The organism is Citrobacter sp. Res13-Sevr-PEB04-36 (assembly GCF_015672735.1).
Lineage (GTDB): Bacteria > Pseudomonadota > Gammaproteobacteria > Enterobacterales > Enterobacteriaceae > Citrobacter.
In genome coordinates this window covers 22,593-48,059 of record NZ_JADABY010000043.1, presented here as the reverse complement: position 1 = coordinate 48,059, position 25,467 = coordinate 22,593, and the positions used below count along the sequence as shown (strand labels likewise).

23 protein-coding genes and 2 tRNA genes are annotated in these 25,467 nt (G+C 52.1%); 18 read left to right on the top strand and 7 right to left on the bottom strand.

What is annotated here, in order from left to right:
* The first annotated feature begins 62 nt into the window (after window positions 1–62).
* Entirely contained in the window at window positions 63–317 is a 255-nt protein-coding gene (gene ibaG, locus IMQ48_RS12930; protein ID WP_005121314.1) for a BolA family iron metabolism protein IbaG, read from the top strand.
* A 53-nt stretch (window positions 318–370) separates the two neighbouring features.
* Complete coding sequence (gene murA / locus IMQ48_RS12925) at window positions 371–1,630, top strand: UDP-N-acetylglucosamine 1-carboxyvinyltransferase (protein ID WP_196209359.1); 1,260 nt, start codon at window positions 371–373, stop codon at window positions 1,628–1,630.
* A gap of 57 nt (window positions 1,631–1,687) precedes the next feature.
* Here the strand turns inward: murA and sfsB are convergent, their stop codons facing one another.
* Both sfsB and ispB read right to left on the bottom strand, forming a co-directional pair.
* Complete coding sequence (gene sfsB, locus IMQ48_RS12920; RefSeq protein WP_196209358.1) at window positions 1,688–1,972, bottom strand: DNA-binding transcriptional regulator SfsB; 285 nt, start codon at window positions 1,970–1,972, stop codon at window positions 1,688–1,690.
* Between the two features lie 236 nt (window positions 1,973–2,208).
* Window positions 2,209–3,180: an octaprenyl diphosphate synthase gene (gene ispB / locus IMQ48_RS12915; RefSeq protein ID WP_196209357.1), complete on the bottom strand. Its 972-nt coding sequence runs from the start codon at window positions 3,178–3,180 to the stop codon at window positions 2,209–2,211.
* 258 nt (window positions 3,181–3,438) lie between these two features.
* Here ispB and rplU point away from each other — a divergent pair, with 258 nt between their 5' ends.
* From rplU to cgtA, 4 genes are all read left to right on the top strand, one after another.
* Window positions 3,439–3,750 carry a 50S ribosomal protein L21 gene (rplU, locus tag IMQ48_RS12910; RefSeq protein ID WP_003025032.1) on the top strand — a complete coding sequence of 104 codons (312 nt, stop codon included), beginning with the start codon at window positions 3,439–3,441 and terminating at the stop codon, window positions 3,748–3,750.
* 19 nt (window positions 3,751–3,769) lie between these two features.
* Window positions 3,770–4,027, top strand: a complete 258-nt coding sequence (gene rpmA / locus IMQ48_RS12905) for a 50S ribosomal protein L27 (RefSeq protein WP_096755516.1) — start codon at window positions 3,770–3,772, stop codon at window positions 4,025–4,027.
* 127 nt (window positions 4,028–4,154) lie between these two features.
* A complete protein-coding gene (locus tag IMQ48_RS12900) occupies window positions 4,155–5,120 on the top strand; it encodes a DMT family transporter (protein ID WP_196209356.1) in 966 nt (321 codons plus the stop codon).
* 15 nt (window positions 5,121–5,135) lie between these two features.
* A complete protein-coding gene (gene cgtA, locus IMQ48_RS12895; RefSeq protein ID WP_096755518.1) occupies window positions 5,136–6,308 on the top strand; it encodes an Obg family GTPase CgtA in 1,173 nt (390 codons plus the stop codon).
* Between the two features lie 129 nt (window positions 6,309–6,437).
* Here the strand turns inward: cgtA and dacB are convergent, their stop codons facing one another.
* Window positions 6,438–7,874 carry a serine-type D-Ala-D-Ala carboxypeptidase gene (gene dacB / locus IMQ48_RS12890; protein WP_196209355.1) on the bottom strand — a complete coding sequence of 479 codons (1,437 nt, stop codon included), beginning with the start codon at window positions 7,872–7,874 and terminating at the stop codon, window positions 6,438–6,440.
* 249 nt (window positions 7,875–8,123) lie between these two features.
* Here dacB and greA point away from each other — a divergent pair, with 249 nt between their 5' ends.
* Complete coding sequence (gene greA / locus IMQ48_RS12885; protein ID WP_196209354.1) at window positions 8,124–8,600, top strand: transcription elongation factor GreA; 477 nt, start codon at window positions 8,124–8,126, stop codon at window positions 8,598–8,600.
* Window positions 8,601–8,753: 153 nt separating this feature from the next.
* Here greA and yhbY read toward each other — a convergent pair whose 3' ends face one another.
* The gene (gene yhbY / locus IMQ48_RS12880) at window positions 8,754–9,047 is read right to left on the bottom strand and encodes a ribosome assembly RNA-binding protein YhbY (protein ID WP_003025016.1); all 294 of its coding nucleotides are present in this window, start codon (window positions 9,045–9,047) and stop codon (window positions 8,754–8,756) included.
* 125 nt (window positions 9,048–9,172) lie between these two features.
* Between yhbY and rlmE the strand changes: the two genes are divergently transcribed.
* The 4 genes from rlmE (at window position 9,173) to glmM (ending at window position 14,110) form a co-directional block, all read left to right on the top strand.
* Window positions 9,173–9,802: a 23S rRNA (uridine(2552)-2'-O)-methyltransferase RlmE gene (gene rlmE, locus IMQ48_RS12875; RefSeq protein ID WP_004106110.1), complete on the top strand. Its 630-nt coding sequence runs from the start codon at window positions 9,173–9,175 to the stop codon at window positions 9,800–9,802.
* Between the two features lie 99 nt (window positions 9,803–9,901).
* Complete coding sequence (gene ftsH, locus IMQ48_RS12870) at window positions 9,902–11,833, top strand: ATP-dependent zinc metalloprotease FtsH (protein ID WP_196209353.1); 1,932 nt, start codon at window positions 9,902–9,904, stop codon at window positions 11,831–11,833.
* Between the two features lie 98 nt (window positions 11,834–11,931).
* Window positions 11,932–12,780 carry a dihydropteroate synthase gene (gene folP / locus IMQ48_RS12865; protein WP_196209352.1) on the top strand — a complete coding sequence of 283 codons (849 nt, stop codon included), beginning with the start codon at window positions 11,932–11,934 and terminating at the stop codon, window positions 12,778–12,780.
* Window positions 12,773–14,110, top strand: coding sequence for a phosphoglucosamine mutase (gene glmM / locus IMQ48_RS12860; protein WP_196209351.1), 1,338 nt, complete (start codon window positions 12,773–12,775; stop codon window positions 14,108–14,110). Before folP ends, glmM begins: the two co-directional genes overlap by 8 nt.
* A 43-nt stretch (window positions 14,111–14,153) precedes the next feature.
* Here the strand turns inward: glmM and dcuC are convergent, their stop codons facing one another.
* Together dcuC and iadA are read right to left on the bottom strand one after the other, a co-directional pair.
* Window positions 14,154–15,620 (bottom strand): C4-dicarboxylate transporter DcuC, encoded by a 1,467-nt coding sequence (dcuC, locus tag IMQ48_RS12855; RefSeq protein ID WP_196209350.1) that lies wholly within the window; start codon window positions 15,618–15,620, stop codon window positions 14,154–14,156.
* A gap of 10 nt (window positions 15,621–15,630) precedes the next feature.
* Complete coding sequence (gene iadA, locus IMQ48_RS12850) at window positions 15,631–16,764, bottom strand: beta-aspartyl-peptidase (protein WP_196209349.1); 1,134 nt, start codon at window positions 16,762–16,764, stop codon at window positions 15,631–15,633.
* Window positions 16,765–16,914: 150 nt separating this feature from the next.
* On the opposite strand from iadA, the gene IMQ48_RS12845 reads away from it, so the two are divergent.
* The 3 genes from IMQ48_RS12845 (at window position 16,915) to IMQ48_RS12835 (ending at window position 18,410) form a co-directional block, all read left to right on the top strand.
* On the top strand, window positions 16,915–17,808 hold the full coding sequence (locus IMQ48_RS12845; protein ID WP_196209348.1) for a LysR family transcriptional regulator: 894 nt from the start codon (window positions 16,915–16,917) through the stop codon (window positions 17,806–17,808).
* Window positions 17,809–17,977: 169 nt separating this feature from the next.
* Complete coding sequence (secG, locus tag IMQ48_RS12840) at window positions 17,978–18,310, top strand: preprotein translocase subunit SecG (RefSeq protein ID WP_003025000.1); 333 nt, start codon at window positions 17,978–17,980, stop codon at window positions 18,308–18,310.
* 13 nt (window positions 18,311–18,323) lie between these two features.
* Window positions 18,324–18,410, top strand: a tRNA-Leu gene (locus IMQ48_RS12835).
* Between the two features lie 215 nt (window positions 18,411–18,625).
* On the opposite strand, the gene argG is transcribed toward IMQ48_RS12835, so the two are convergent.
* Window positions 18,626–19,969: an argininosuccinate synthase gene (argG, locus tag IMQ48_RS12830; RefSeq protein WP_196209347.1), complete on the bottom strand. Its 1,344-nt coding sequence runs from the start codon at window positions 19,967–19,969 to the stop codon at window positions 18,626–18,628.
* 345 nt (window positions 19,970–20,314) lie between these two features.
* Here argG and IMQ48_RS12825 point away from each other — a divergent pair.
* The 4 genes from IMQ48_RS12825 (at window position 20,315) to infB (ending at window position 25,289) form a co-directional block, all read left to right on the top strand.
* A tRNA-Met gene (locus tag IMQ48_RS12825) sits at window positions 20,315–20,391 on the top strand.
* Window positions 20,392–20,599: 208 nt separating this feature from the next.
* The gene (gene rimP / locus IMQ48_RS12820; RefSeq protein WP_135911333.1) at window positions 20,600–21,052 is read left to right on the top strand and encodes a ribosome maturation factor RimP; all 453 of its coding nucleotides are present in this window, start codon (window positions 20,600–20,602) and stop codon (window positions 21,050–21,052) included.
* A gap of 28 nt (window positions 21,053–21,080) precedes the next feature.
* Window positions 21,081–22,568, top strand: coding sequence for a transcription termination factor NusA (gene nusA / locus IMQ48_RS12815; protein WP_196209346.1), 1,488 nt, complete (start codon window positions 21,081–21,083; stop codon window positions 22,566–22,568).
* Window positions 22,569–22,592: 24 nt separating this feature from the next.
* The gene (infB, locus tag IMQ48_RS12810) at window positions 22,593–25,289 is read left to right on the top strand and encodes a translation initiation factor IF-2 (RefSeq protein WP_135324181.1); all 2,697 of its coding nucleotides are present in this window, start codon (window positions 22,593–22,595) and stop codon (window positions 25,287–25,289) included.
* The last annotated feature ends 178 nt before the right edge of the window (window positions 25,290–25,467 follow it).

Genomic DNA, 25,467 nt, shown 5'->3' with positions numbered 1-25,467 from the left:
TGACAGCGCCACTTTGCTCTAAGATGTTGGGCTGTTTTCACTATCTGACGAATGAAGAGCCCATGGAAAATAATGAAATTCAGAGCGTGCTGATGAACGCACTCTCCCTCCAGGAAGTCCACGTCTCTGGCGATGGCAGTCACTTTCAGGTTATTGCCGTGGGTGAGATGTTTGACGGCATGAGCCGGGTCAAGAAGCAGCAATCGGTCTATGGCCCATTGATGGAGTACATTGCGGATAACCGCATTCATGCGGTGTCGATCAAAGCGTTTACCCCAGCGGAATGGGCGCGCGATCGCAAACTTAACGGTTTTTGAGCTACGGGTGATACGCCGGTAGCGAATATGAATTCTTAACAGAGAACAGAATAATGGATAAGTTTCGTGTACAGGGGCCGACGAAGCTCCAGGGCGAAGTCACAATTTCAGGCGCTAAAAATGCCGCACTGCCGATCCTGTTTGCGGCACTGCTGGCAGAAGAACCGGTAGAAATTCAAAACGTCCCGAAACTGAAGGACGTTGACACCTCAATGAAGCTGCTGAGCCAGCTGGGTGCGAAAGTTGAACGTAATGGTTCCGTGCACATTGATGCGCGCGACGTGAACGTCTTCTGTGCGCCATACGATCTGGTGAAAACCATGCGTGCGTCCATTTGGGCGCTGGGGCCATTGGTGGCTCGCTTTGGTCAGGGCCAGGTTTCACTGCCGGGTGGTTGCACCATCGGTGCGCGTCCGGTTGACCTGCACATTACCGGTCTGGAGCAGTTAGGCGCGACTATTAAGCTTGAAGAAGGTTATGTGAAGGCGTCCGTTGATGGCCGTCTGAAAGGCGCGCATATCGTGATGGACAAAGTGAGCGTCGGTGCGACGGTCACAATTATGTGTGCAGCAACGCTTGCCGAAGGTACCACCATCATCGAAAACGCCGCGCGTGAGCCGGAAATCGTGGATACCGCGAACTTCCTGATTACGCTGGGCGCGAAGATCACCGGTCAGGGTACCGATCGTATCACCATCGAGGGCGTTGAGCGCCTCGGTGGCGGCGTGTATCGCGTTCTGCCAGACCGTATTGAAACCGGGACTTTCCTGGTGGCAGCGGCGATTTCTCGTGGCAAAATCATCTGCCATAACGCACAACCGGACACGCTGGATGCCGTTCTGGCGAAGCTGCGTGATGCGGGTGCGGATATTGAAGTCGGCGCAGACTGGATTAGCCTCGACATGCACGGCAAACGTCCGAAGGCGGTCAATGTGCGCACCGCTCCGCATCCGGCGTTCCCGACCGATATGCAGGCCCAGTTCACGCTGCTGAATCTGGTGGCAGAAGGCACTGGCTTCATCACGGAGACCGTGTTTGAAAACCGCTTTATGCACGTGCCTGAGCTGAGCCGTATGGGCGCTCACGCAGAAATCGAAAGCAATACTGTGATTTGCCACGGCGTGGCAACGCTCTCTGGTGCACAGGTTATGGCGACCGATCTGCGCGCATCCGCAAGCCTGGTGCTCGCAGGGTGTATTGCTGAAGGTACGACGGTAGTCGACCGTATTTATCACATCGATCGCGGCTATGAGCGCATCGAAGATAAGCTGCGTGCGCTGGGCGCAAACATCGAGCGCGTGAAAGGCGAGTAATCGCCAACGTCTCTTGTGGCCCCCTGGTTTTTGCTCTGGGGGTCACTGTCCCGCATGTCACTCCAGGGGCGTTTTCTCTTTACGCGCTCTCATCATCCGCGTTCTGTCGATGAATTCATGCGTCTTTGCGTCGTGATATCGCGATGGCCAAATTACCCAGGGTTCCGTGCCCAGCGCTTTCGCAATAATTAACTCTCCCTTTGGCCATGGCCGGGTTAACGCATTTGCCAGCGTTGATGAACTCAACCCATTTCTCCGCGACTCTGCGGCCATTGAGGTCCCTTTCTTGCGCAGTCCTGCGATGATATCAGCTGGATGCCAGTCAATGAGTTTGCTTTCCATACGTCCCTTTCTCCTTTGGTTCGCCACTTACGGTTTAACAATTGTCCAGGATTTGCACTATACATCTCGGAGAATAAATGTTCTAAAATGTTCATGTAAGATGTTTGTATATTCAGAATAAATCAAGGTTTTTGGTAGTGTTATGTGAAATTACGTATTTATTAGAACTTACTGGAATCAAAAAAATCCCGTGCAATGCACGGGATGATGTTATGCGAGGAAAGGTGAGGAAGGAATTAACGGTCGCGCTGTACAGCGATATGCGCCAGGCCAACCAGGGCCTCTTTCCATTGTGTATCCGGGAGTACCTGAAGCGCTGCGATAGCCTTGTCGGCCTCTTCTTCCGCACGCTGGCGTGTCCACTCCAGCGAGCCGCAGGCGTTCATGGCTTCCAGAACCGGCTCCAGAAGGTGACGCCCGTTCCCTTGCTCAATGGCCTGACGAATCATTTGCGCTTGTTCTGGGGTACCGTGGCGCATCGCATGCAGCAGTGGCAGCGTTGGTTTCCCTTCATTGAGATCGTCGCCCACATTTTTACCTAATTGCTCCCCATCGGCGCTGTAATCAAGTAAGTCGTCGATTAACTGGAAAGCCGTGCCAAGATAGCGGCCATAATCCTGCAAGCCCTTCTCTTGTTCTTCGCTGCAGCCGGCAAGAATACCAGAGCACTGTGCCGCAGCTTCAAACAGGCGCGCTGTCTTGCTGTAGATGACGCGCATGTAGTTTTCTTCGGTAATGTCAGGGTCGTTGACGTTCATCAATTGCAGAACTTCACCTTCAGCAATGACGTTCACGGCTTTGGACATCACTTCCAGCACTTTCAGTGAACCGAGACTGGTCATCATCTGGAAGGCGCGGGTATAGATAAAATCGCCAACCAGCACGCTGGCTGCATTGCCAAACGCTGCGTTTGCCGTCGCTTTCCCACGGCGCATGTCGGATTCATCCACCACATCGTCATGAAGTAGGGTCGCGGTGTGGATAAACTCAATTAGGGCCGCAATCGTGACGTGGGCGTTTTCCTGATAGCCAACGGCGCGAGCTGCGAGTACGGCGATCATCGGGCGAATGCGTTTTCCGCCGCCGCTGATGATGTAGTACCCTAACTGATTGATCAGCTGGACGTCGGAATTGAGCTGTTCAAGGATTGTCGCATTGACACCCGCCATATCTTGCGCGGTTAACTCATTGATTTTTTCTAAATTCATCGCAAAAGCCGGGCTTCTCGCCCCGATTACCTCACCGCATGGCAAGGTAACTCCGGGTTTAGGGTTAGAAATATATGCTGATTGTACTGAAAAAACGCCACAGATAAACGTTACCGTACACGTTGTGTTTTTTTTCTGCATGTATTGACAGTAGCACTTGTCAAAGGCTCGCGTTTTGCGTAATATTCGCGCCCTATTGTGAATATTTATAGCGCACTCTGAATCATCAAAAAGGTGTGCGCGGAAGCGGAGTTTTTTATGTACGCGGTTTTCCAAAGTGGTGGTAAACAACACCGAGTAAGCGAAGGTCAGACCGTTCGCCTGGAAAAGCTGGACATCGCAACTGGCGAATCTGTTGAGTTCGCTGAAGTTCTGATGATCGCAAACGGTGAAGAAGTCAAAATCGGCGTTCCTTTCGTTGATGGCGGCGTTATCAAAGCTGAAGTCGTTGCTCACGGTCGTGGCGAGAAAGTTAAAATTGTTAAGTTTCGTCGTCGTAAACACTACCGTAAGCAGCAGGGCCATCGTCAGTGGTTCACTGATGTGAAAATCACTGGCATCAGCGCTTAAGTTAAGAGGAGCAGATTAAATGGCACATAAAAAGGCTGGCGGCTCGACTCGTAACGGTCGCGATTCAGAAGCTAAACGTCTGGGCGTAAAACGCTTTGGCGGCGAAACAGTTCTGGCAGGTAGCATCATCGTTCGTCAACGTGGTACTCAGTTCCACGCTGGCTCTAACGTAGGCTGCGGCAAAGACCACACTCTGTTTGCTAAAGCAGACGGTAAAGTGAAATTCGAAGTGAAAGGCCCGAAAAACCGTCGTTTCATCAGCATTGTTGCTGAATAAGTTTTTCGCGTCCCGGTAACGGATGAAAGCCCCGCAACGTGTTGCGGGGCTTTTTACATTCGACGGCCGGTAAATATGCTCGTCTCGCCGTGACAACCCGGAAACGAGCTCTTGCAGGGAAAACGGCATGAAGCAGCAGGCAGGTATTGGTATTATTTTAGCGCTGACAACGGCAGTCTGTTGGGGCGCTTTACCAATAGCGATGAAGCAAGTGCTGGAAGTGATGGAGCCTCCTACGGTAGTGTTCTACCGTTTTTTAATGGCAAGCATTGGCCTTGGGGCGATTCTTGCGGTTAAAAAAAAGCTCCCGCCATTGCGTATTTTTCGCAAAGCACGCTGGCTGGTACTGTTAGCGATCGCCACCGGTGGACTGTTCGGTAACTTCATTCTGTTTAGTTCATCTTTGCAATATTTGAGCCCAACGGCTTCGCAGGTTATCGGTCAACTGTCACCGGTTGGCATGATGGTCGCCAGCGTCTTTATCCTGAAGGAAAAGATGCGCGGTACGCAGATTATTGGCGCCATAATGCTGCTGAGTGGACTGGTGATGTTTTTTAATACCAGTCTGATCGAGATTTTTACCAAGCTCACTGATTACACCTGGGGTGTGATCTTTGGTGTGGGTGCAGCGACGGTATGGGTGAGCTATGGGGTTGCGCAAAAGGTGTTATTGCGTCGCCTGGCGTCACAGCAGATCCTGTTTTTACTGTACACTTTATGTACGCTCGCGTTGTTGCCGCTGGCTAAACCCGGTGTGATAACGCAGCTCAGCGACTGGCAGTTGGCTTGCCTGATATTCTGCGGCCTGAATACGCTGGTAGGATATGGCGCTCTTGCGGAAGCAATGGCGCGCTGGCAGGCGGCACAGGTGAGCGCCATTATTACGCTCACACCGCTGTTTACGTTGTTATTTTCAGATTTATTATCACTGGCCTGGCCCGATTTCTTCGCCAGACCGATGCTAAACCTTTTAGGTTATCTCGGTGCGTTTATCGTGGTTGCGGGCGCGATGTATTCCGCCATTGGTCATCGTATTTGGGGCGGTTTACGTAAGCATGAAACGGTGGTTTCGCAACCCCGCTCAGGCGAATGATTTACGGAGAGTAAAATGAAGTTTGTTGATGAAGCATCGATTCTGGTCGTTGCAGGTGATGGCGGTAATGGTTGCGTCAGCTTCCGCCGCGAAAAGTACATCCCGAGAGGCGGTCCGGACGGCGGTGATGGTGGTGATGGCGGTGACGTCTGGCTGGAAGCCGACGAAAACCTGAACACGCTGATCGATTACCGCTTCGAAAAATCGTTCCGTGCGGAACGTGGTCAGAATGGCGCGAGCCGTGATTGCACCGGTAAGCGTGGTAAAGACGTTACGATTAAAGTGCCTGTCGGTACGCGTGTGATCGATCAGGGTACGGGCGAAACCATGGGCGACATGACCAAGCACGGTCAGCGTCTGATGGTCGCTAAAGGCGGCTGGCACGGTCTGGGTAACACCCGTTTCAAATCCTCGGTCAACCGTACTCCGCGTCAGAAAACGATGGGTACGCCGGGCGATAAACGCGATCTGATGCTGGAGCTGATGCTGTTAGCTGATGTCGGTATGCTGGGTATGCCAAACGCCGGTAAATCAACGTTTATCCGTGCAGTATCCGCAGCGAAACCGAAAGTGGCGGATTATCCGTTCACCACGTTGGTGCCGAGCCTGGGCGTTGTGCGTATGGACAACGAAAAGAGCTTTGTGGTTGCTGACATCCCGGGTCTGATTGAAGGCGCTGCGGAAGGCGCGGGTCTGGGGATCCGATTCCTGAAGCACCTGGAGCGTTGCCGCGTCCTGCTGCACCTCATCGATATCGATCCGATTGATGGTTCCGATCCGGTAGAAAACGCCCGCATCATTATTGGCGAGCTGGAAAAATACAGTCAGGATTTGGCGTCTAAGCCGCGTTGGTTAGTGTTCAACAAAATTGATTTGATGGACAAAGACGAAGCGGAAGAGAAAGCGAAAGCGATCGCTGAAGCGCTGGGCTGGGAAGGTAAATATTACCTGATCTCTGCTGCCAGCCAGCTGGGCGTGAAGGATCTTTGCTGGGATGTGATGACGTTTATCATTGAGAACCCCATTGTTCAGGCTGAAGAAGCGAAGCAGCCAGAGAAAGTGGAGTTCATGTGGGACGATTATCACCGTCAGCAGCTTGCTGAAGTCGAAGACGAAGCGGAAGATGACTGGGATGAAGATTGGGACGAAGACGACGAAGAAGGCGTTGAGTTCATCTACAAGCGTTAATCCTGGTGCCGGATGGCGACGCGATTGCGTCTTATCCGGCCTGCAATATCAACGGGCCGCATATGCGGCCCGTTTTGTTATGTGCGCGGTAGGTCGGATACGCGTATGCGTCATCCGACAGCATCACCGTCAGTTGTTCTGATAAATATCTTTGTACAACCGGCTTTCAAAGCGTACCAGCGGGATACGGCGGTTACGTTGGTCAGCGGGCTCTACCGCATAGCCAGACAGATACTGTACAAATGCCATACGTTGCCCGCTTGCCGTGGTAATGAAGCCAGCAAGGTTATACACCCCCTGTAACGAGCCTGTCTTCGCGGAGACTTTGCCATCCACGCCAGCCTGATGCAGACCCGCGCGGTATTGCAGAGAGCCGTCATGGCCTGCCAGCGGCAGCATCGTAATAAAGTTCAGCTCATTGTCATGCTGTGCGATGTACTGCAGCACCTGCATCATGGTGGCGGGCGCAATCAAGTTATGGCGAGAGAGGCCTGATCCATCGGCAATGATCGTGTTACCAATATCGACGCCCGCCTGTTGGCGCAGGATCTGTCGTACGGCATCGGAGCCCGCTCGCCAGGTGCCGGGGACATTAAATCTCGCGTGGCCAATCATACGAAATACGGTATCGGCAATCATGTTGTCCGACTTTTTCAGCATAATCTTAAGCAGGTCATGCAGAGGCGCAGACTGCTTGCTGGCGACAACGGTACCCGGCTCGTTGACCTGCGTCTGGCGTAGCAGCGTACCGCTGTAGGTGATACCCGCTTGTTTTAGCTCATCTTTAATAATCGCTCCGGCATAGCTGGCACCGTCTTGAATGGCAAACGCCAGCGGCAGCGGGTCAGTGCGCTGGGGCAGGCAGCCGGTCAGCGTGAAGCGGTTTAAATCGCCTGGAACAACATCCAGTTCACAATATTGCGCTTCCGCAGAGCCGCGCGCGAGGGTGCGAACCTGGCTAAACATGGTTACCGGGTAGTATGACGCCACGCGAATATAGGCAAGATCGTTGGGTTTTTGCGCACTATAAAGCGACACTGAGAAGCAGTTACGATCGACAATCGCTGCCGCAGGCGGGGCGCTAAAACACTGCGTCATGTCGTTCCAGGGCCAGCCAGGCGCTTTATCATGGCTGGCGAAAATGGAGGTGTCGATGAGCACATTTCCGGCAATTTGCGTCACGCCTGATTTTTTCAGGGTTGCCACCATGTTACGAATATCCTGACGTTTTAGCGTCGGATCGGCACCAAATCGCGCAACTAAGTCCCCATTCAATACCCCGTTTTCCACGCTGCCTTTAGTCTCTAGCGTAGTGGTAAAACGGAAGTCAGGCCCGAGCTGGATCAAGGCCGCCAGGGCGGTGATAACTTTCTGGGTGCTGGCGGGCAGGGCCATTTGTTGGCTATGGTAGTCAATAGCAGGCGTCGGGGATCCAACCTTTTGTACCATAAGGGCGAGGTTGGCCCCGGCAGGGAGCTGGTTGATGTACTCGTCAACATTCGCTGCCTGAACGCTGAACGCCGCAATACTGGCAGTCAATCCAATGGTAAATCTGGGAAATCGCATAATCTCGCGCTAACAACCTGGAAACAGGCCGTCATACTACGGCGCAACGCCCCAAAAAGTAAACGATGACCCATAGGGAACTCCAGGGTAAAATGATCATCAAATAGAGAATTGTAGCTGACCTGGGTCCTTGTGCCCCGGGTCGGTATTTTTTTGCTTCTGACTCTGGCATAACGTTTGCCAGGGTGGGCTTAGCAGCCGGGGTGAGGATAACCGCCCCCCTACAGGAATGTTCAAGAGGTATAACAAATGCAAGCTATCCCGATGACCTTACGTGGTGCTGAAAAACTGCGCGAAGAGCTGGATTTTCTGAAATCTGTGCGCCGTCCTGAAATCATTGCCGCGATCGCTGATGCGCGTGAGCACGGTGACTTGAAAGAGAACGCGGAGTACCACGCGGCCCGTGAACAGCAGGGCTTCTGCGAAGGCCGCATTAAAGATATCGAAGCGAAGCTGTCTAACGCGCAGGTTATCGACGTCACTAAAATGCCGAATAATGGCCGCGTCGTTTTTGGTGCAACGGTGACCGTTCTGAATCTTGATAACGATGAAAAGCAGACCTGGCGCATCGTGGGCGATGACGAAGCTGATTTTAAACAGAACCTGATTTCAGTGAATTCGCCTATTGCTCGCGGCCTGATTGGCAAAGAGCAGGATGATGTGGTGGTTATCAAAACGCCGGGCGGTGAAGTGGAATATGAAGTGACGAAGGTCGAATACCTGTAATTCGCATCTTGGTTAAGATGTTGATACATTGTAAAGAAAGGAAAAAGGCCGCATAGCGGCCTTTTATCAACGAAGAGAGCGTGGCATTTTGCTCTCCTGCTAGCAGAAATTCCCGCGTTTTACACAAACTGCGTGTTCAACTTTAGGATATTCTTAGCGTGGCAGCGAGATTTTACGTTCTTTAGTCGGGCGATACAGTACCAGCGTTTTGCCGATGACCTGTACGTTACAGGCGCCGGTTTCGCGTACGATAGCTTCCACGATCAAGGTTTTGGTATCGCGATCTTCCGAGGCGATTTTCACCTTGATAAGTTCATGGTGCTCTAGCGCTTGTTCAATCTCGGCCAGTACCCCTTCGGTCAAACCATTATTGCCAAGCATGACTACCGGCTTGAGCGGATGTGCCAGACCTTTCAGGTGCTGTTTTTGTTTAGTACTCAGATTCATCGTATATTTTTGCTTAGGTTGGGATTGAAAACGGGTCATTCTACCGCCATCTCCCATATATCACCAAATAGCAGTGTAGAAATTTACACCATTGGTTACGATGAACTGCCCGATGGGAAAGTAAAATGACAGGTAAAAAGCGTTCTGCCAGCTCAAGCCGCTGGCTTCAGGAACACTTTAGCGATAAATATGTTCAGCAGGCACAGAAAAAGGGGTTACGTTCCCGTGCCTGGTTTAAACTTGATGAAATACAGCAAAGTGACAAAATTTTTAAACCGGGGATGACGATAGTTGACCTCGGCGCTGCACCCGGTGGCTGGTCGCAATATGCGGTTACGCAGATCGGAAACAGCGGCCGCATTATCGCTTGCGATCTTTTACCTATGGATCCAATCGTTGGTGTGGACTTCCTTCAGGGCGACTTTCGTGATGAATTAGTCCTGAAAGCGTTACTTGAGCGCGTAGGTGACAGTAAAGTACAAGTTGTCATGTCTGATATGGCACCAAATATGTGTGGAACACCGGCGGTGGACATTCCCCGGGCCATGTATTTGGTAGAGCTGGCGCTTGGAATGGCTCGTGATGTATTAGCGCCAGGTGGTAGTTTTGTAGTGAAGGTGTTCCAGGGCGAAGGCTTCGATGAGTATCTAAGAGAGATTCGCTCCCTGTTTACGAAGGTCAAAGTTCGTAAGCCGGACTCTTCCCGCGCCCGTTCGCGTGAAGTGTACATTGTAGCGACCGGGCGTAAACCATAACCGGCAGATTTTAAACGAAAGTTTGAAAGACGCTGGATATAGAGTATCCTGACGCTGTTTTTAACACAGTTGTAATAAGAGGTTAATCCCTTGAGTGACATGGCGAAAAACCTAATACTCTGGCTGGTCATTGCCGTTGTGCTGATGTCAGTATTCCAGAGCTTTGGGCCCAGCGAGTCTAATGGCCGTAAGGTGGATTACTCTACCTTCCTGCAAGAGGTCAATCAGGACCAGGTTCGTGAAGCGCGTATCAACGGACGTGAGATTAACGTTACCAAGAAAGACAGTAACCGTTACACGACCTATATCCCGGTTAACGATCCGAAGCTGCTTGATAACCTGCTGACCAAAAACGTCAAGGTTGTTGGCGAACCGCCTGAAGAGCCGAGCCTGCTGGCTTCTATCTTCATTTCCTGGTTCCCAATGCTGCTGCTGATTGGTGTCTGGATCTTCTTCATGCGTCAAATGCAGGGCGGGGGTGGCAAAGGCGCCATGTCGTTCGGTAAGAGTAAAGCGCGCATGTTGACGGAAGATCAGATCAAAACCACTTTTGCCGACGTTGCAGGTTGTGACGAAGCGAAAGAAGAGGTGGCTGAACTGGTTGAGTACCTGCGCGAACCAAGCCGTTTCCAGAAACTGGGCGGTAAGATCCCGAAAGGTGTCCTGATGGTCGGCCCTCCGGGTACCGGTAAAACCCTGTTGGCAAAAGCTATCGCGGGTGAAGCGAAGGTTCCATTCTTCACAATTTCCGGTTCTGACTTCGTAGAAATGTTCGTTGGTGTGGGCGCATCTCGTGTGCGTGACATGTTCGAACAGGCCAAGAAAGCAGCACCGTGCATTATCTTCATCGATGAAATCGACGCCGTCGGCCGCCAACGTGGCGCGGGTCTGGGCGGTGGTCACGATGAACGTGAGCAGACGCTGAACCAGATGCTGGTTGAGATGGATGGCTTCGAAGGTAACGAAGGTATCATCGTTATCGCGGCAACTAACCGCCCGGACGTTCTTGACCCTGCGCTGTTGCGTCCAGGTCGTTTTGACCGTCAGGTTGTGGTGGGCTTGCCGGACGTTCGCGGTCGTGAACAGATTCTGAAAGTGCATATGCGTCGCGTACCGCTGTCTCCGGACATCGATGCGGCAATCATTGCCCGTGGTACACCTGGCTTCTCCGGTGCAGACCTCGCGAACCTGGTGAACGAAGCGGCGCTGTTTGCTGCTCGTGGTAACAAGCGCGTTGTGTCGATGGTTGAGTTCGAGAAAGCGAAAGACAAAATCATGATGGGTGCGGAACGTCGCTCCATGGTGATGACGGAAGCGCAGAAAGAATCTACCGCGTACCACGAAGCAGGCCATGCGATTATCGGTCGCCTGGTACCGGAACATGATCCAGTGCACAAGGTGACGATTATTCCTCGCGGTCGTGCGCTGGGTGTGACCTTCTTCTTGCCTGAAGGCGACGCAATCAGCGCCAGCCGTCAGAAACTGGAAAGTCAGATCTCTACGCTGTATGGCGGTCGTCTGGCTGAAGAGATTATCTACGGTGTTGAGCATGTTTCTACCGGTGCGTCGAACGACATTAAAGTCGCGACTAACCTGGCGCGTAACATGGTGACGCAGTGGGGCTTCTCTGAGAAGCTGGGTCCGTTGCTGTATGCGGAAGAAGAAGGTGAAGTGTTCCTCGGTCGTTCTGTTGCCAAAGCAAAACATATGTCCGATGAAACCGCGCGCATTATCGATCAGGAAGTTAAATTGCTGATTGAACGTAACTACGAGCGTGCTCGCCGTCTTCTGAACGATAACCTGGATATTCTGCACTCGATGAAAGATGCGCTCATGAAATATGAGACTATCGATGCTCCGCAGATTGACGATCTAATGGCTCGCCGCGATGTGCGTCCGCCAGCAGGTTGGGAAGAGTCCGGTTCGTCTAACAACTCTGGTAACAATGGTACTCCAAGTGCGCCGCGTCCGGTTGATGAACCGACCTCGCCGAATCCGGGTAACATGTCAGAGCAGTTAGGTGACAAATAAGTTATCGTTGCTGATGACCATGTTTTAATTGAAAACCCTGGGGCTTGCTCCGGGGTTTTTCTTATCTGCTTATTCAAGATTTTACCAGGGATAACACTATGAAACTCTTTGCTCAGGGTTCTTCACTGGATCTCAGTCATCCCCACGTCATGGGGATTTTGAACGTTACGCCGGACTCTTTTTCTGATGGCGGCGCGCACAACACCTTGGTTGAAGCGGTGAAACACGCAAACCTGATGATTAACGCCGGGGCGACTATCATTGATGTGGGCGGTGAATCCACGCGGCCGGGAGCGGCAGACGTCAGCGTGGAAGATGAGCTGGAACGCGTGATCCCGGTGGTTGAAGCCATTGCTCAACGCTTTGAAGTGTGGATCTCGGTGGATACCTCAAAACCGGAAGTGATTCGTGAATGTGCCCGAGTCGGCGCGCATATCATTAATGATATTCGCTCCCTGACAGAGCCAGGCGCGCTGGAAGCTGCGGCGGAAACCGGGTTACCCGTTTGCCTGATGCATATGCAGGGGCAGCCGAAGACCATGCAGGAAGCACCAAAGTACGAAGATGTTTTTGCTGATGTAAATCGCTACTTTGTTGAGCAAATAGCACGTTGTGAACGGGCTGGGATCGCAAAAGATAAATTGTTGCTCGACCCGGGATTCGGTTTCGGTAAAAATCTCACTCACAACTACACATTACTGGCACGCCTGGCGGAGTTTCATCATTTTAATCTGCCGCTGCTGGTCGGGATGTCACGAAAATCAATGATTGGTCAGTTGCTGAACGTGGGACCATCTGAACGTTTGAGCGGAAGTCTGGCATGTGCGGTGATTGCTGCCATGCAGGGCGCGCAGATTATTCGTGTCCATGACGTCAAAGAAACCGTAGAAGCGATGCGTGTGGTGGAAGCCACATTGTCTGCAAAGGAAAAAAAACGCTATGAGTAATCGTAAATATTTTGGCACTGACGGGATCCGTGGTCGCGTAGGCGACGCCCCAATTACACCTGACTTTGTGCTCAAACTGGGCTGGGCGGCAGGAAAAGTGCTGGCACGTCATGGTTCACGTAAAATTATTATTGGCAAAGATACGCGTATTTCTGGTTATATGCTGGAGTCGGCGCTGGAAGCCGGTCTGGCCGCAGCGGGCCTGTCTGCCTCTTTCACCGGTCCAATGCCAACCCCCGCGGTTGCGTATCTGACGCGTGCTTTCCGTGCCGAAGCCGGGATCGTTATCTCCGCCTCGCACAACCCGTTTTATGATAACGGGATTAAATTCTTCTCTATCGACGGGACTAAATTACCTGACTCCGTTGAGGAAGCCATTGAAGCCGAGATGGAAAAGCCGCTCACCTGTGTGGACTCCGCTGAACTGGGTAAAGCTACCCGTATCGTTGATGCTGCCGGTCGCTATATCGAGTTTTGCAAAGGCACCTTCCCGAATGAGTTGAGCCTGAGTGAGCTTAAAATCGTGGTGGATTGCGCTAATGGTGCGACGTACCACATTGCGCCAAATGTATTGCGCGAATTAGGCGCAAACGTCATTGCGATTGGCTGTGAGCCGGATGGTGTCAACATCAATGAAGAAGTGGGTGCGACCGATGTTCGTGCGCTACAGGCGCGCGTGATTGCGGAAAAAGCCGATCTGGGCATTGCGCTGGACGGCGATGGCGACCGTGTGATCATGGTTGACCACGAAGGCAACAAAGTCGACGGTGACCAGATCATGTATATCATCGCCCGTGAAGCGTTACGTCAGGGGCAACTGCGTGGTGGGGCTGTCGGTACGCTGATGAGCAACATGGGTCTCGAACTGGCGCTGAAGCAGCTGGGTATTCCCTTTGCTCGGGCGAAAGTGGGTGACCGCTACGTGCTGGAAAAAATGCAGGAAAAAGGCTGGCGCATCGGGGCTGAAAACTCAGGGCACGTGATCCTGCTGGATAAAACCACCACCGGTGACGGTATTGTGGCGGGTCTGCAGGTGCTGGCAGCAATGGTGCGTAACCATATGAGTTTGCACGACCTGTGTAGCGGCATGAAAATGTTCCCACAGCTGTTGGTGAACGTCCGCTTCACCGCCGGTAGCGGCGATCCGCTGGAGCATGAAACCGTGAAATCGGTGATGGCAGATGTCGAAGCGGCGTTGGGTAGCCGTGGTCGTGTTCTGCTGCGTAAGTCAGGTACCGAGCCGTTAATCCGTGTGATGGTTGAAGGTGAAGATGAAGCGCAGGTCACTGAATTCGCGCACCGTATTGCGGACGCGGTGAAAGCAGTTTAAGCCCTAAAACGTGAATGCCGGAGTCCGAGACTCCGGCTTTTTCTTATCCAACTGAAAGTGTCTGTTTGCGTCGATGTTGCCAGAAGTAGCCCCCGGCCATCATCAGCACAAGACCTGCCAGCCACGGCAGTACCGCCAGCAAATGTCCAGAACGGGCAAATGTCAGGACAATCATCAGCAGCCATCCTCCCAGCATCGGAATTGCGGTACGTTTAACAATCTCTACCGGCGATACGCCTGCGATCCCGGCGATGGCAATGATCACACCCGCAATTGGCGATAACGTCCGGCCAATACCCGCCGATATCTGAATAGGCAGCATCATCACGGCGATATCGCTGCCGATATGACGGCTGATATCCGGCACCATAGGGGCGAAGGAGAAGAATGCCGCATTCCCCGATCCCATCAGCGCGGAAATCGCAAAGGTGATCAGCGTCATCAGCAGGATTATTGAGGCGGCGCTGAGACCAAATTCACCGGAGAGTGACAGTAGCGCGTCGACCGCGCCAATCGCTTTCAGCCCGGCAGAAAAAACTTCACCAGCGATAATCAGCGTTACGACGGTGGCAAATACGCTGCCCATGCTGTCGAAAACTTTTTGCACGCCAGCCATAACTTCACGAGCCTTGCGGTGACGGCAATACTCGCAAATCAGTGTAATGGCCAGGCTAATCAGAACGGCGGTATCCAGCGTAATTTTGAGTGAGCTAAACAGTAAATCGCTGCAGAGTAGCATCAATACCAACGGCAGCATCGGTAGAAACAGCCAGGCTACCGGGGCGTTGGTTTCTTCGCTGGCCGTTAACGTCTGCATTTGCTGGGCCGCATCGTCGCCACTTGCCCGACGATCGAAAAAGCGTTGGACGACAATATGGAGCAGGGCGATGAAAAGAATGACCGGCACGACGATGGGAAGCTGATCGTGAACAAAATAGTTCACCACCTCGATACCCGCTGTTTTGGCGGCAAGAACCGAGTTACCGGAGCCGGGGCCAAACTCGACCGCGCAGGTACTGGCGATAACGGCGGCGACGGCGGCACGACTGCAGCCAAGACGGGTGAGAAGCGGGTAAAGCGTTGCCATCAGCAGCAAACCCAACCCCGTGGCGCTGCTGATAAACAGCGACAAAAATTGCCCCAGCAGCAACGCCAGCCCCAGCAGGAGATATGGTGAGTTCAGACGCTGTAATGGACGCGAAGTCACCCGAACCAGCACCTGGCTGGCACCAATGGCTGACATATAGGTGGCAAAGCCGCCAATCAGCATAATTTGCAGACCAAGGCCACCCAGGCGCACGCTCAGGGTATCGCGGATAAACTCAAACGCATCAAAGGGGCCAAACCCGGTGCTTTTCTTCACCAGGCTACTGAGCGTGGTCATTCCGCTAAAATGGGCGATGAGTAGCAATACAATCCCGGTGAGTAGCAGCACGGACTGAGGGTGATACTTTTTCAGGATCAACCGTCCGGCAAAGATAATGGCGACTAACGCCAGCAATAATGACATTCTCTGATCCTCACTCAAAATTGCCGTTGACCAGGCACTCGCCATCACGCAGCAACGGCTTACCCGCAGCAAACAGATGTGCCAGTGACAGGTCATCATTGAGTACGCAAATATCGGCGCGTTCTCCGGCACAAAGCATGCCGCCGGTAATACCCAGCGAGCGCGCAACGTTTGCCGTCATCATGGCAACGGCTTGTGCGACTGGAATACCGACATCGATCAGGCGAGGGAGCAGAGCAAGGTTACCGCCTACCGGTGCAGCCGTGAGTCCTTCAACCATACCCTGAGTATTAAAGCGCGGCACGCTGCCATTGCCATCCGAGCTGATGGTGATGCGATCGGTTGGAACCTGAGCCTCCAGCGCGTGGAGAATAGCCTGTTCCTGGGGCATAAAACGGCTACCGCCAGATGTCACGTCAATATGGCCGCCGCGATGGGCGAAAGCGATCGCCTGTTCGAATAATGGCTCTGTCCTTGCAACATGCGTCGGTGAAATATGGTGAATTGGAATACCCGCATCACATAGTTCAATAAGTTGCGACATCCCTTCCGGCAGATTCCCCAGGTGCACATGCAGCAGCCCTTTTTTGCCCGCCAGTAGTGAGGCCACGCGGATATCGCTGACTATTCTCAATAACTCCTGGAAGGAAGGGTATGAACCGCGGTGATCGGCGAGGGCGATTTTAACGCCAAGAATGGCCGGGATAAAGGCCATGTCATCACGAATAGATTGTGTAATCGTCGGGCTGGGTACTGCATAGGCACCCGTGTGCATAAACGCGCGTACGCCCTCCAGATTCAGAGATTGCATTTTGGCGTACAGGTCTTTGGGTGAGCGAGAGATGGCATCGGTGCCCAACACGCCGACGACCGTCGTAATACCGGCCTGAAGTAAATCGCGTAGTTTGACGGCGGGCGTCCGGCTGGCAAATCCTGCTTCTCCCCCACCGCCGGTCAGATGGACATGCTGGTCGATAATTCCCGGGATAACCCATTGACCCCGACAATCAATGACCTCGTTAACGCCATCGAAGCGTGAAATATCTTTGTCTACTGCCACAATACGATCGGTATGTATGAGCAGAGAGCAGAGGCCTAAATCCTCTGGGGAAAATACACGGGCATTGGTCAGTAAAGTAAACATATCAGTCCTGTCAAACGTCAAGGGAGGGGGTATCGGCAGGTGAAACAAAATATTGTTGTTATGCGGTCCACACTAAAGCCATTACTATAACTGTGACTATTTCCGATTTGTTATCGGAGGATACGGATATGGAATGGTGGAGAATGAGACGTGGATAGTAAGTGGTTAGACGATTTCCTGGCCTTAAGTCAGCATGGGAATTACTCCCAGGCCGCCATACAGCGGCATATTACTCAGCCAGCACTAAGTCGACGTATTAAAGCGCTGGAGGAAATGTTAGGTGTCCCGCTATTTGACCGCACCACGACTCCCGTTACGTTAACCCGTTATGGCGAACGGTTTGAACCCTATGCCCGTCACGTCCTCAGCACGCTGACAGAGGCGCGTCATGAACTGGCCGCCATGATGCCGACAACGGATAATACGTTGGTGATGGTCAGTTTGCACACGCTGTCGGTGAATATCCTGCCTGATATGATCAATTATCTGCGTCAAAGTGAACCGCAATTAAGCTTTACGGTAAATGCCAGTATTCAGGGGATTGATAATCACTTTAACGCGCTGATAAACCGGCAGATTGATTTTCTGGTGACCTACGATTTACCGTCTTCGCAGCCGGGGCTGGAGATTGCCAGGGGATTAAAACGTTCATTGTGGCGATATGAGCGGTTCATCCCGGTTATTTCAGCCCAGCTGGCAGACCAGCTTAATTCCCCTGATGCCCCGATCCCATGGCTTTGTTATAGCGACTATACCTTTGTCAGACACATTATCGATCCACTGGAGCAGCATGTTCGTCCACGGCTGAAAAAGGTCTTTGAGAGTGGGCTAAGCGAAACGATTCGGGAAATGGTGCTGCGTCATATGGGAATGGCATGGTTACCCGAGTCGATGGTGGCTGAAGAATTAGTGAACCATGAGATTATCCACTGTTGGCCAGATAATTCAGATCTGATGGATGAAATTCCGGTCGTTGTCTGGGCAAACCTTGACGATCAGCGGCCTGTGATGCAGCGATGCTGGGATAAATTGCTGCGTTTTTGATTGATGTGGCGATTTTTTCTTCAGTTGATACAATACACTTAAATTGCCCTTGCGAAGGTTATTCGCATTGGTTAGTATTCACACCCGCTTCAGTGGGAAACAGTTAAACATTCCCGCTTTAATGGTCGAAGCATTGGTACGCGGCAACTCCGCAAGGAACAGGTTGATTATGCACGAAGCTCTTTTAGTAGTTTTCCTTATTGTGGCAATTGGCCTGGTGGGCTTGATCATGCTGCAGCAAGGTAAAGGCGCTGATATGGGAGCCTCTTTTGGCGCAGGCGCTTCTGGTACACTGTTTGGTTCAAGTGGTTCTGGTAACTTCATGACCCGAATGACAGCTGTATTGGGAACCTTGTTCTTCATTATCAGTCTGGTGCTGGGTAACATGAACAGCAATAAGACCAATAAAGGAAGTGAGTGGGAAAATCTGAGTGCACCGGCGAAAACCGAGCAAACTCAGCCAGCTGCTCCGGCTCAGCCGACCAGCGATATCCCGCGTTAATAGTAGTATCTGTGCTGAGGTGGTGGAATTGGTAGACACGCTACCTTGAGGTGGTAGTGCCCTAACGGGCTTGTGGGTTCGAGTCCCATCCTCAGTACCAATATTCCGAAAGAAAGACGCTGAAAAGCGTCTTTTTTTTCGTCTGTATGTTGTGATCCGTAGGCCTGATAAGCGATAGCGCCATCAGGCATGTCCTGCAAATTGTCGGATGGCGGCTACACGCCTTATCCGACCTACTCACATCTACGCGCTTCACACCTTAAATTCCGCGCATAAAAAAGCCGCTTGCGCGGCTTTTGTCATTTTTGCTGGCGATTACTTCGCTTTGTTTTCCAGATTCTCAACCTGCGGCAGACCGGTGGTGGAAGAGGCGGTCAGCAGACCTGACTGGGCATAGCCGAACAGCTTCTCGCGGGTATCGGTAATATCCAGGTTACGCATAGTCAGTTGACCAATACGGTCGTCCGGTGAGAAGACGGAGTCACCTTTCTCCATGGTCAGACGTTCTGGCTTGTAGGTCAGGTTGTCAGAGACGGTATTCATAATGGAATAGTCGTTACCGCGACGCAGCTCCAGCGTGACTTCGCCAGTGATTTGGCTTGCAACCCAACGCTGCAGACCGTCACGTAGCATCAGTGCCTGAGAGTCGAACCAGCGGCCCTGGTACAACAGACGACCCAGTTGACGACCGTGAGCGTGATACTGCTCGATGGTGTCTTCGTTGTGAATGCCAGTCAGCAGACGCTCATAGGCGATGTGCAGCAGCGCCATCCCCGGGGCTTCGTAAATACCACGACTTTTCGCTTCGATAATACGGTTTTCAATCTGATCGCTCATGCCCAGACCATGACGGCCGCCAATGCGGTTGGCTTCCATCATCATCTCAACATCATCACTGAAGGTTTTGCCGTTCAGCGCAACCGGATGGCCTTGCTCAAAACGCACGGTCACTTCTTCCGCCGGGATCTTCACGCTCTCATCCCAGAACTTGACGCCCATAATCGGGTTAACGATCTTCAGGCTGGAGTTGAGGAATTCCAGATCTTTTGCTTCGTGCGTTGCTCCAAGCATGTTGGAGTCAGTGGAATACGCTTTTTCTACAGACATTTTGTAGTCGAAGCCGCAGGCGATCATAAATTCGGACATCTCATGACGACCACCAAGCTCGTCGATGAAGTCCGTGTCCAGCCACGGTTTGTAAATTTGCAGCTCGGCGTTGGTCAGCAGACCGTAACGATAGAAACGTTCAATATCGTTGCCTTTATAGGTGCTGCCGTCACCCCAGATATTCACGCCGTCTTCTTTCATGGCGGCGACCAACATGGTGCCGGTCACCGCACGGCCCAGTGGTGTGGTATTGAAGTAGGTTAGTCCGCCGGTGGTGTTATGGAATGCACCACATTGGATCGCTGCGATCCCTTCGGCAACCAGTTGCTTGCGGCAATCAACCAGGCGAGCGTTCTCAGCACCATATTCCATTGCACGGCGAGGGATGGCGTCATAGTCATCCTCATCCGGTTGTCCCAAATTCGCAGTATATGCATATGGGACAGCCCCTTTTTGTCGCATCCACAGCAGTGCTGCACTGGTGTCCAGGCCGCCGGAAAAAGCGATACCAATACGTTGACCTACCGGGAGATGCTTGAGAATCGTCGTCATAAAATAAAACCCTGCTTGATAGACTGGTGAAGAGGTCGGCTTTTAATGTTAATTGCATTTTTATGCAAAATAAGTGAGTTTTCATTTAATCACCTTTTTACGGTGACAGGAAGAGTTTAGTGATAATTTCGTTAAATTACGGCGATGAGGGCAGATTTATCTTTGCTGTGTCCCGCTGAATTTGCGCAGGCTGGCATTCATTCATTTGCATAGTAGTAACAAGGTTGACATAAGGTATAGAAAATCAATATACTGTGCGCAGATTTTACGTCCCGTCCTCGGTACCAAATCCCAGCAGTATTTGCATCTTTTACCCAAAGCGAGTAAAATTTGCCACGTTTCAGGCGCGGGGTGGAGCAGCCTGGTAGCTCGTCGGGCTCATAACCCGAAGGTCGTCGGTTCAAATCCGGCCCCCGCAACCACTTTCCCTTAGAGTTCTTTTTCAAATATACTGTGAAGACTTAGGCCTTCGTAGCTGGATTTGAAAAAAAATTCTTTCGGAAGGTTCTCCGAACCGCAGGTGCGGTTATAGGGTTCAGTTATCTAAAGCCCCGATTTATCGGGGTTTTTTGTTATCTGATTACAGAATAACTGGGCTTTAGGCCCTTTTTTTATGTCTTGGGGGTGGGCTTGTCCACATTAGAGCAAAAATTAACAGAGATGATTAAAGCACCAGTTGAAGCCCTGGGCTACGAGCTGGTCGGCATCGAATTTATTCGTGGTCGCACATCCACACTGCGCATCTATATTGATAGTGAAGATGGCATCAATGTTGATGATTGTGCTGATGTGAGCCACCAGGTTAGTGCCGTGATGGACGTTGAAGATCCCATCACCGTTGCCTATAACCTGGAAGTCTCCTCGCCGGGTCTCGACCGTCCTATGTTCACGGCTGAACACTACGTGCGTTTCCTGGGTGAAGAAGTCACGCTGGTTCTTCGTATGGCGGTACAAAATCGCCGTAAATGGCAGGGCGTTATCAAAGCGGTGGATGGTGAGATGATCACTGTCACAGTCGACGGTAAAGATGAAGTGTTCGCGCTGAGTAATATCCAGAAGGCGAACCTGGTTCCCCACTTTTAACAGTCTGGATTGAGGTGAAAAGCCCGCGATGAACAAAGAAATTTTGGCTGTTGTTGAAGCCGTATCCAATGAAAAATCGCTGCCACGCGAGAAAATTTTTGAAGCGCTGGAAAGTGCGCTGGCTACAGCAACAAAGAAAAAATACGAACAAGAGATCGACGTTCGTGTAGAAATCGATCGTAAAAGCGGTGATTTCGATACCTTCCGCCGTTGGGTAATTGTGGAGGAGGTCACTCAGCCAACCAAAGAAATTACCCTGGAAGCTGCACGTTACGAAGACGAAAGTCTGAACGTGGGTGAATACGTTGAAGACCAGATTGAATCAGTCACCTTTGACCGTATCACCACCCAGACGGCGAAACAGGTTATTGTACAGAAAGTTCGTGAAGCTGAACGCGCGATGGTTGTTGATCAATTCCGCGAGCACGAAGGTGAGATCGTCACCGGTGTGGTGAAGAAAGTTAACCGTGACAACATTGCGCTGGACCTCGGCAGCAATGCTGAAGCCGTGATTCTGCGTGAAGACATGCTGCCGCGTGAAAACTTCCGCCCGGGTGACCGTATCCGTGGTGTTCTGTACTCCGTTCGCCCGGAAGCACGCGGTGCGCAACTGTTTGTGACGCGCTCCAAACCGGAAATGCTGATTGAACTGTTCCGCATTGAAGTGCCAGAAATTGGCGAAGAAGTGATTGAAATTAAAGCGGCGGCTCGCGATCCGGGTTCTCGTGCGAAAATCGCGGTGAAAACCAACGATAAGCGTATCGATCCGGTGGGTGCTTGCGTAGGTATGCGCGGTGCACGCGTTCAGGCGGTTTCTACCGAACTGGGCGGCGAACGTATCGATATCGTCCTGTGGGATGATAATCCGGCACAGTTCGTGATTAACGCAATGGCGCCTGCAGACGTCGCGTCTATCGTGGTGGATGAAGACAAACACACCATGGATATCGCGGTTGAAGCCGGTAACCTGGCTCAGGCGATTGGACGTAATGGTCAGAACGTCCGCCTGGCTTCACAATTGAGCGGTTGGGAACTCAACGTCATGACCGTTGATGACCTGCAGGCTAAGCATCAGGCTGAAGCGCATGCTGCCATTGATACCTTCACCAAATATCTCGATATCGATGAAGATTTCGCGACCGTTCTGGTAGAAGAAGGTTTTGCTACGCTGGAAGAACTGGCCTACGTGCCAATGAAAGAGCTTCTGGCAATCGACAGCCTGGATGAAGCAACCGTTGAAGCGCTGCGCGAGCGTGCTAAAAACGCACTGACCACTCTGGCACTGGCCCAGGAAGAAAGCCTCGGTGATAACAAACCGGCTGACGATCTGCTGAATCTGGAAGGATTAGATCGTGATATGGCCTTCAAACTGGCTGCCCGTGGTGTTTGTACGCTGGAAGATCTCGCTGAACAGGGCATTGATGATCTGGCTGATATCGAAGGGTTGACCGACGAAAAAGCCGGTGAGCTGATTATGGCTGCCCGTAATATTTGCTGGTTCGGCGACGAAGCGTAATAAACTGTAGCAGGAAGGAACAGTATGACAGATGTAACCGTAAAAACGCTGGCTGCAGAGATACAGACCTCCGTGGATCGCCTGGTACAGCAATTTGCTGATGCAGGTATCCCGAAGTCTGCTGACGACTCTGTGTCCGCACAAGAGAAACAAACCTTACTGGCGCACCTGAACCGTGAGAACGGCTCTGCACCAGATAAGTTGACATTGCAGCGTAAAACGCGCAGTACTCTCAATATTCCTGGTACCGGTGGAAAAAGTAAATCGGTACAAATCGAAGTCCGCAAGACACGCACCTTTGTGAAACGCGATCCGCAAGAGGCAGAACGCCTTGCCGCGGAAGAGCAGGCGCAGCGTGAAGCGGAAGAGCAAGCCCGTCGTGAGGCAGAAGAAACTGCTAAACGCGAGGCGCAACAAAAAGCCGAACGTGAGGCCGCAGAACAAGCTAAACGTGAAGCCGCTGATAAAGCGAAACGTGAAGCTGCGGAAAAAGACAAAGTGAGCAATCAACAGACCGACGATATGACTAAAACCGCCCAGGCCGAAAAAGCCCGCCGTGAAAATGAAGCCGCAGAACTGAAGCGTAAAGCGGAAGAAGAAGCGCGTCGCAAGCTTGAAGAAGAAGCTCGCCGTGTGGCTGAAGAAGCCCGTCGTATGGCGGAAGAAAATGCCGGTGTTTGGGCAGAGCAAGAGAAAGCAAAAGGTGAAGAGGATAAGAGCGATTATCACGTCACCACTTCTCAGCATGCTCGCCAGGCAGAAGACGAAAACGATCGTGAAGTAGAAGGCGGCCGTGGTCGTACTCGCACCACGAAAGCAGCGCGTCCGGCGAAGAAAGGTAACAAGCACGCTGAATCTAAAGCAGACCGTGAAGAAGCGCGTGCAGCGGTTCGTGGCGGTAAAGGCGGCAAGCAGCGTAAAGGTTCTTCTCTGCAGCAGGGCTTCCAGAAGCCAGCTCAGGCCGTTAACCGTGACGTTGTGATTGGCGAAACCATCACCGTTGGTGAACTGGCGAACAAGATGGCGGTTAAAGGCTCTCAGGTCATCAAAGCGATGATGAAGCTGGGTGCAATGGCCACTATCAACCAGGTTATCGATCAGGAAACCGCACAGTTGGTTGCCGAAGAGATGGGCCACAAAGTAATCCTGCGTCGTGAAAACGAGCTGGAAGAAGCGGTAATGAGCGACCGTGATACTGGCGCTGCGGCTGAAGCTCGCGCACCGGTAGTGACCATCATGGGTCACGTTGACCACGGTAAAACCTCTCTGCTGGACTACATTCGTTCAACGAAAGTTGCCTCTGGCGAAGCAGGCGGCATTACTCAGCACATCGGTGCGTACCACGTTGAAACTGACAACGGTATGATCACCTTCCTGGATACCCCGGGTCACGCCGCGTTTACCTCTATGCGTGCTCGTGGTGCTCAGGCAACGGATATCGTTGTTCTGGTTGTTGCAGCAGATGACGGCGTGATGCCGCAGACCATTGAAGCTATCCAGCACGCGAAAGCAGCGCAGGTGCCTCTGGTTGTTGCTGTGAACAAGATCGATAAGCCAGAAGCCGATCTGGATCGCGTGAAGAACGAACTGTCCCAGTACGGTGTTATGCCGGAAGAGTGGGGCGGCGAATCTCAGTTCATCCCTGTTTCTGCGAAAGCAGGTACCGGCATTGATGACCTGCTGAACGCTATCCTGCTGCAGGCTGAAGTTCTGGAACTGAAAGCGGTACGCAAAGGTATGGCGAGCGGTGCCGTTATCGAATCCTTCCTGGATAAAGGTCGTGGTCCGGTTGCAACGGTTCTGGTTCGTGAAGGTACGCTGAACAAAGGCGATATCGTACTGTGTGGCTTCGAGTATGGCCGCGTTCGTGCAATGCGTAACGAACTGGGTCAGGAAGTCCTGGAAGCTGGTCCGTCCATTCCGGTGGAAATCCTGGGTCTGTCCGGTGTTCCGGCTGCCGGTGATGAAGTGACCGTCGTACGTGACGAGAAAAAAGCGCGTGAAGTTGCACTGTACCGTCAGGGCAAATTCCGTGAAGTTAAACTGGCTCGCCAGCAGAAATCTAAACTCGAGAACATGTTCGCCAACATGACCGAAGGCGAAGTTCACGAAGTGAACGTTGTCCTGAAAGCTGACGTTCAGGGTTCTGTCGAAGCGATCTCCGATTCCTTGCTGAAACTGTCTACCGACGAAGTGAAAGTGAAGATCATCGGTTCTGGCGTAGGTGGTATCACCGAAACCGACGCCACGCTGGCTGCGGCATCCAACGCGATTCTGGTTGGCTTCAACGTCCGTGCTGATGCCTCTGCACGTAAAGTGATTGAATCTGAAAGCCTGGATCTGCGTTACTACTCCGTCATCTATCACCTGATCGACGAAGTGAAAGCAGCGATGAGCGGCATGCTGTCTCCGGAACTGAAACAGCAGATCATCGGTCTGGCTGAAGTACGTGACGTGTTCAAATCACCGAAATTTGGCGCCATCGCAGGTTGTATGGTTACCGAAGGTACGATTAAGCGTCACAACCCAATCCGCGTTCTGCGTGACAACGTGGTTATCTATGAAGGTGAGCTGGAATCCCTGCGCCGCTTCAAAGATGACGTTAACGAAGTCCGTAACGGCATGGAATGTGGTATCGGCGTTAAGAACTACAACGACGTTCGCGTTGGCGATATGATCGAAGTATTCGAAATCATTGAGATCAAACGTACAATCGCATAATTTTCGTCGTCTTTTGGGCCGCAACAGCGTTGGCTGCGCTCGCTCACCCCGGTCACATAGTTATCTATGCTCCCGGGGATTTACGGGCTTGCCGCCTTGTTGCAACCCAAAATCCTTAGAAAATGATTAGGCGTAGGCCGGGTAAGCGAAGCGCCACCCGGCAAGAAATTTAAAAAGG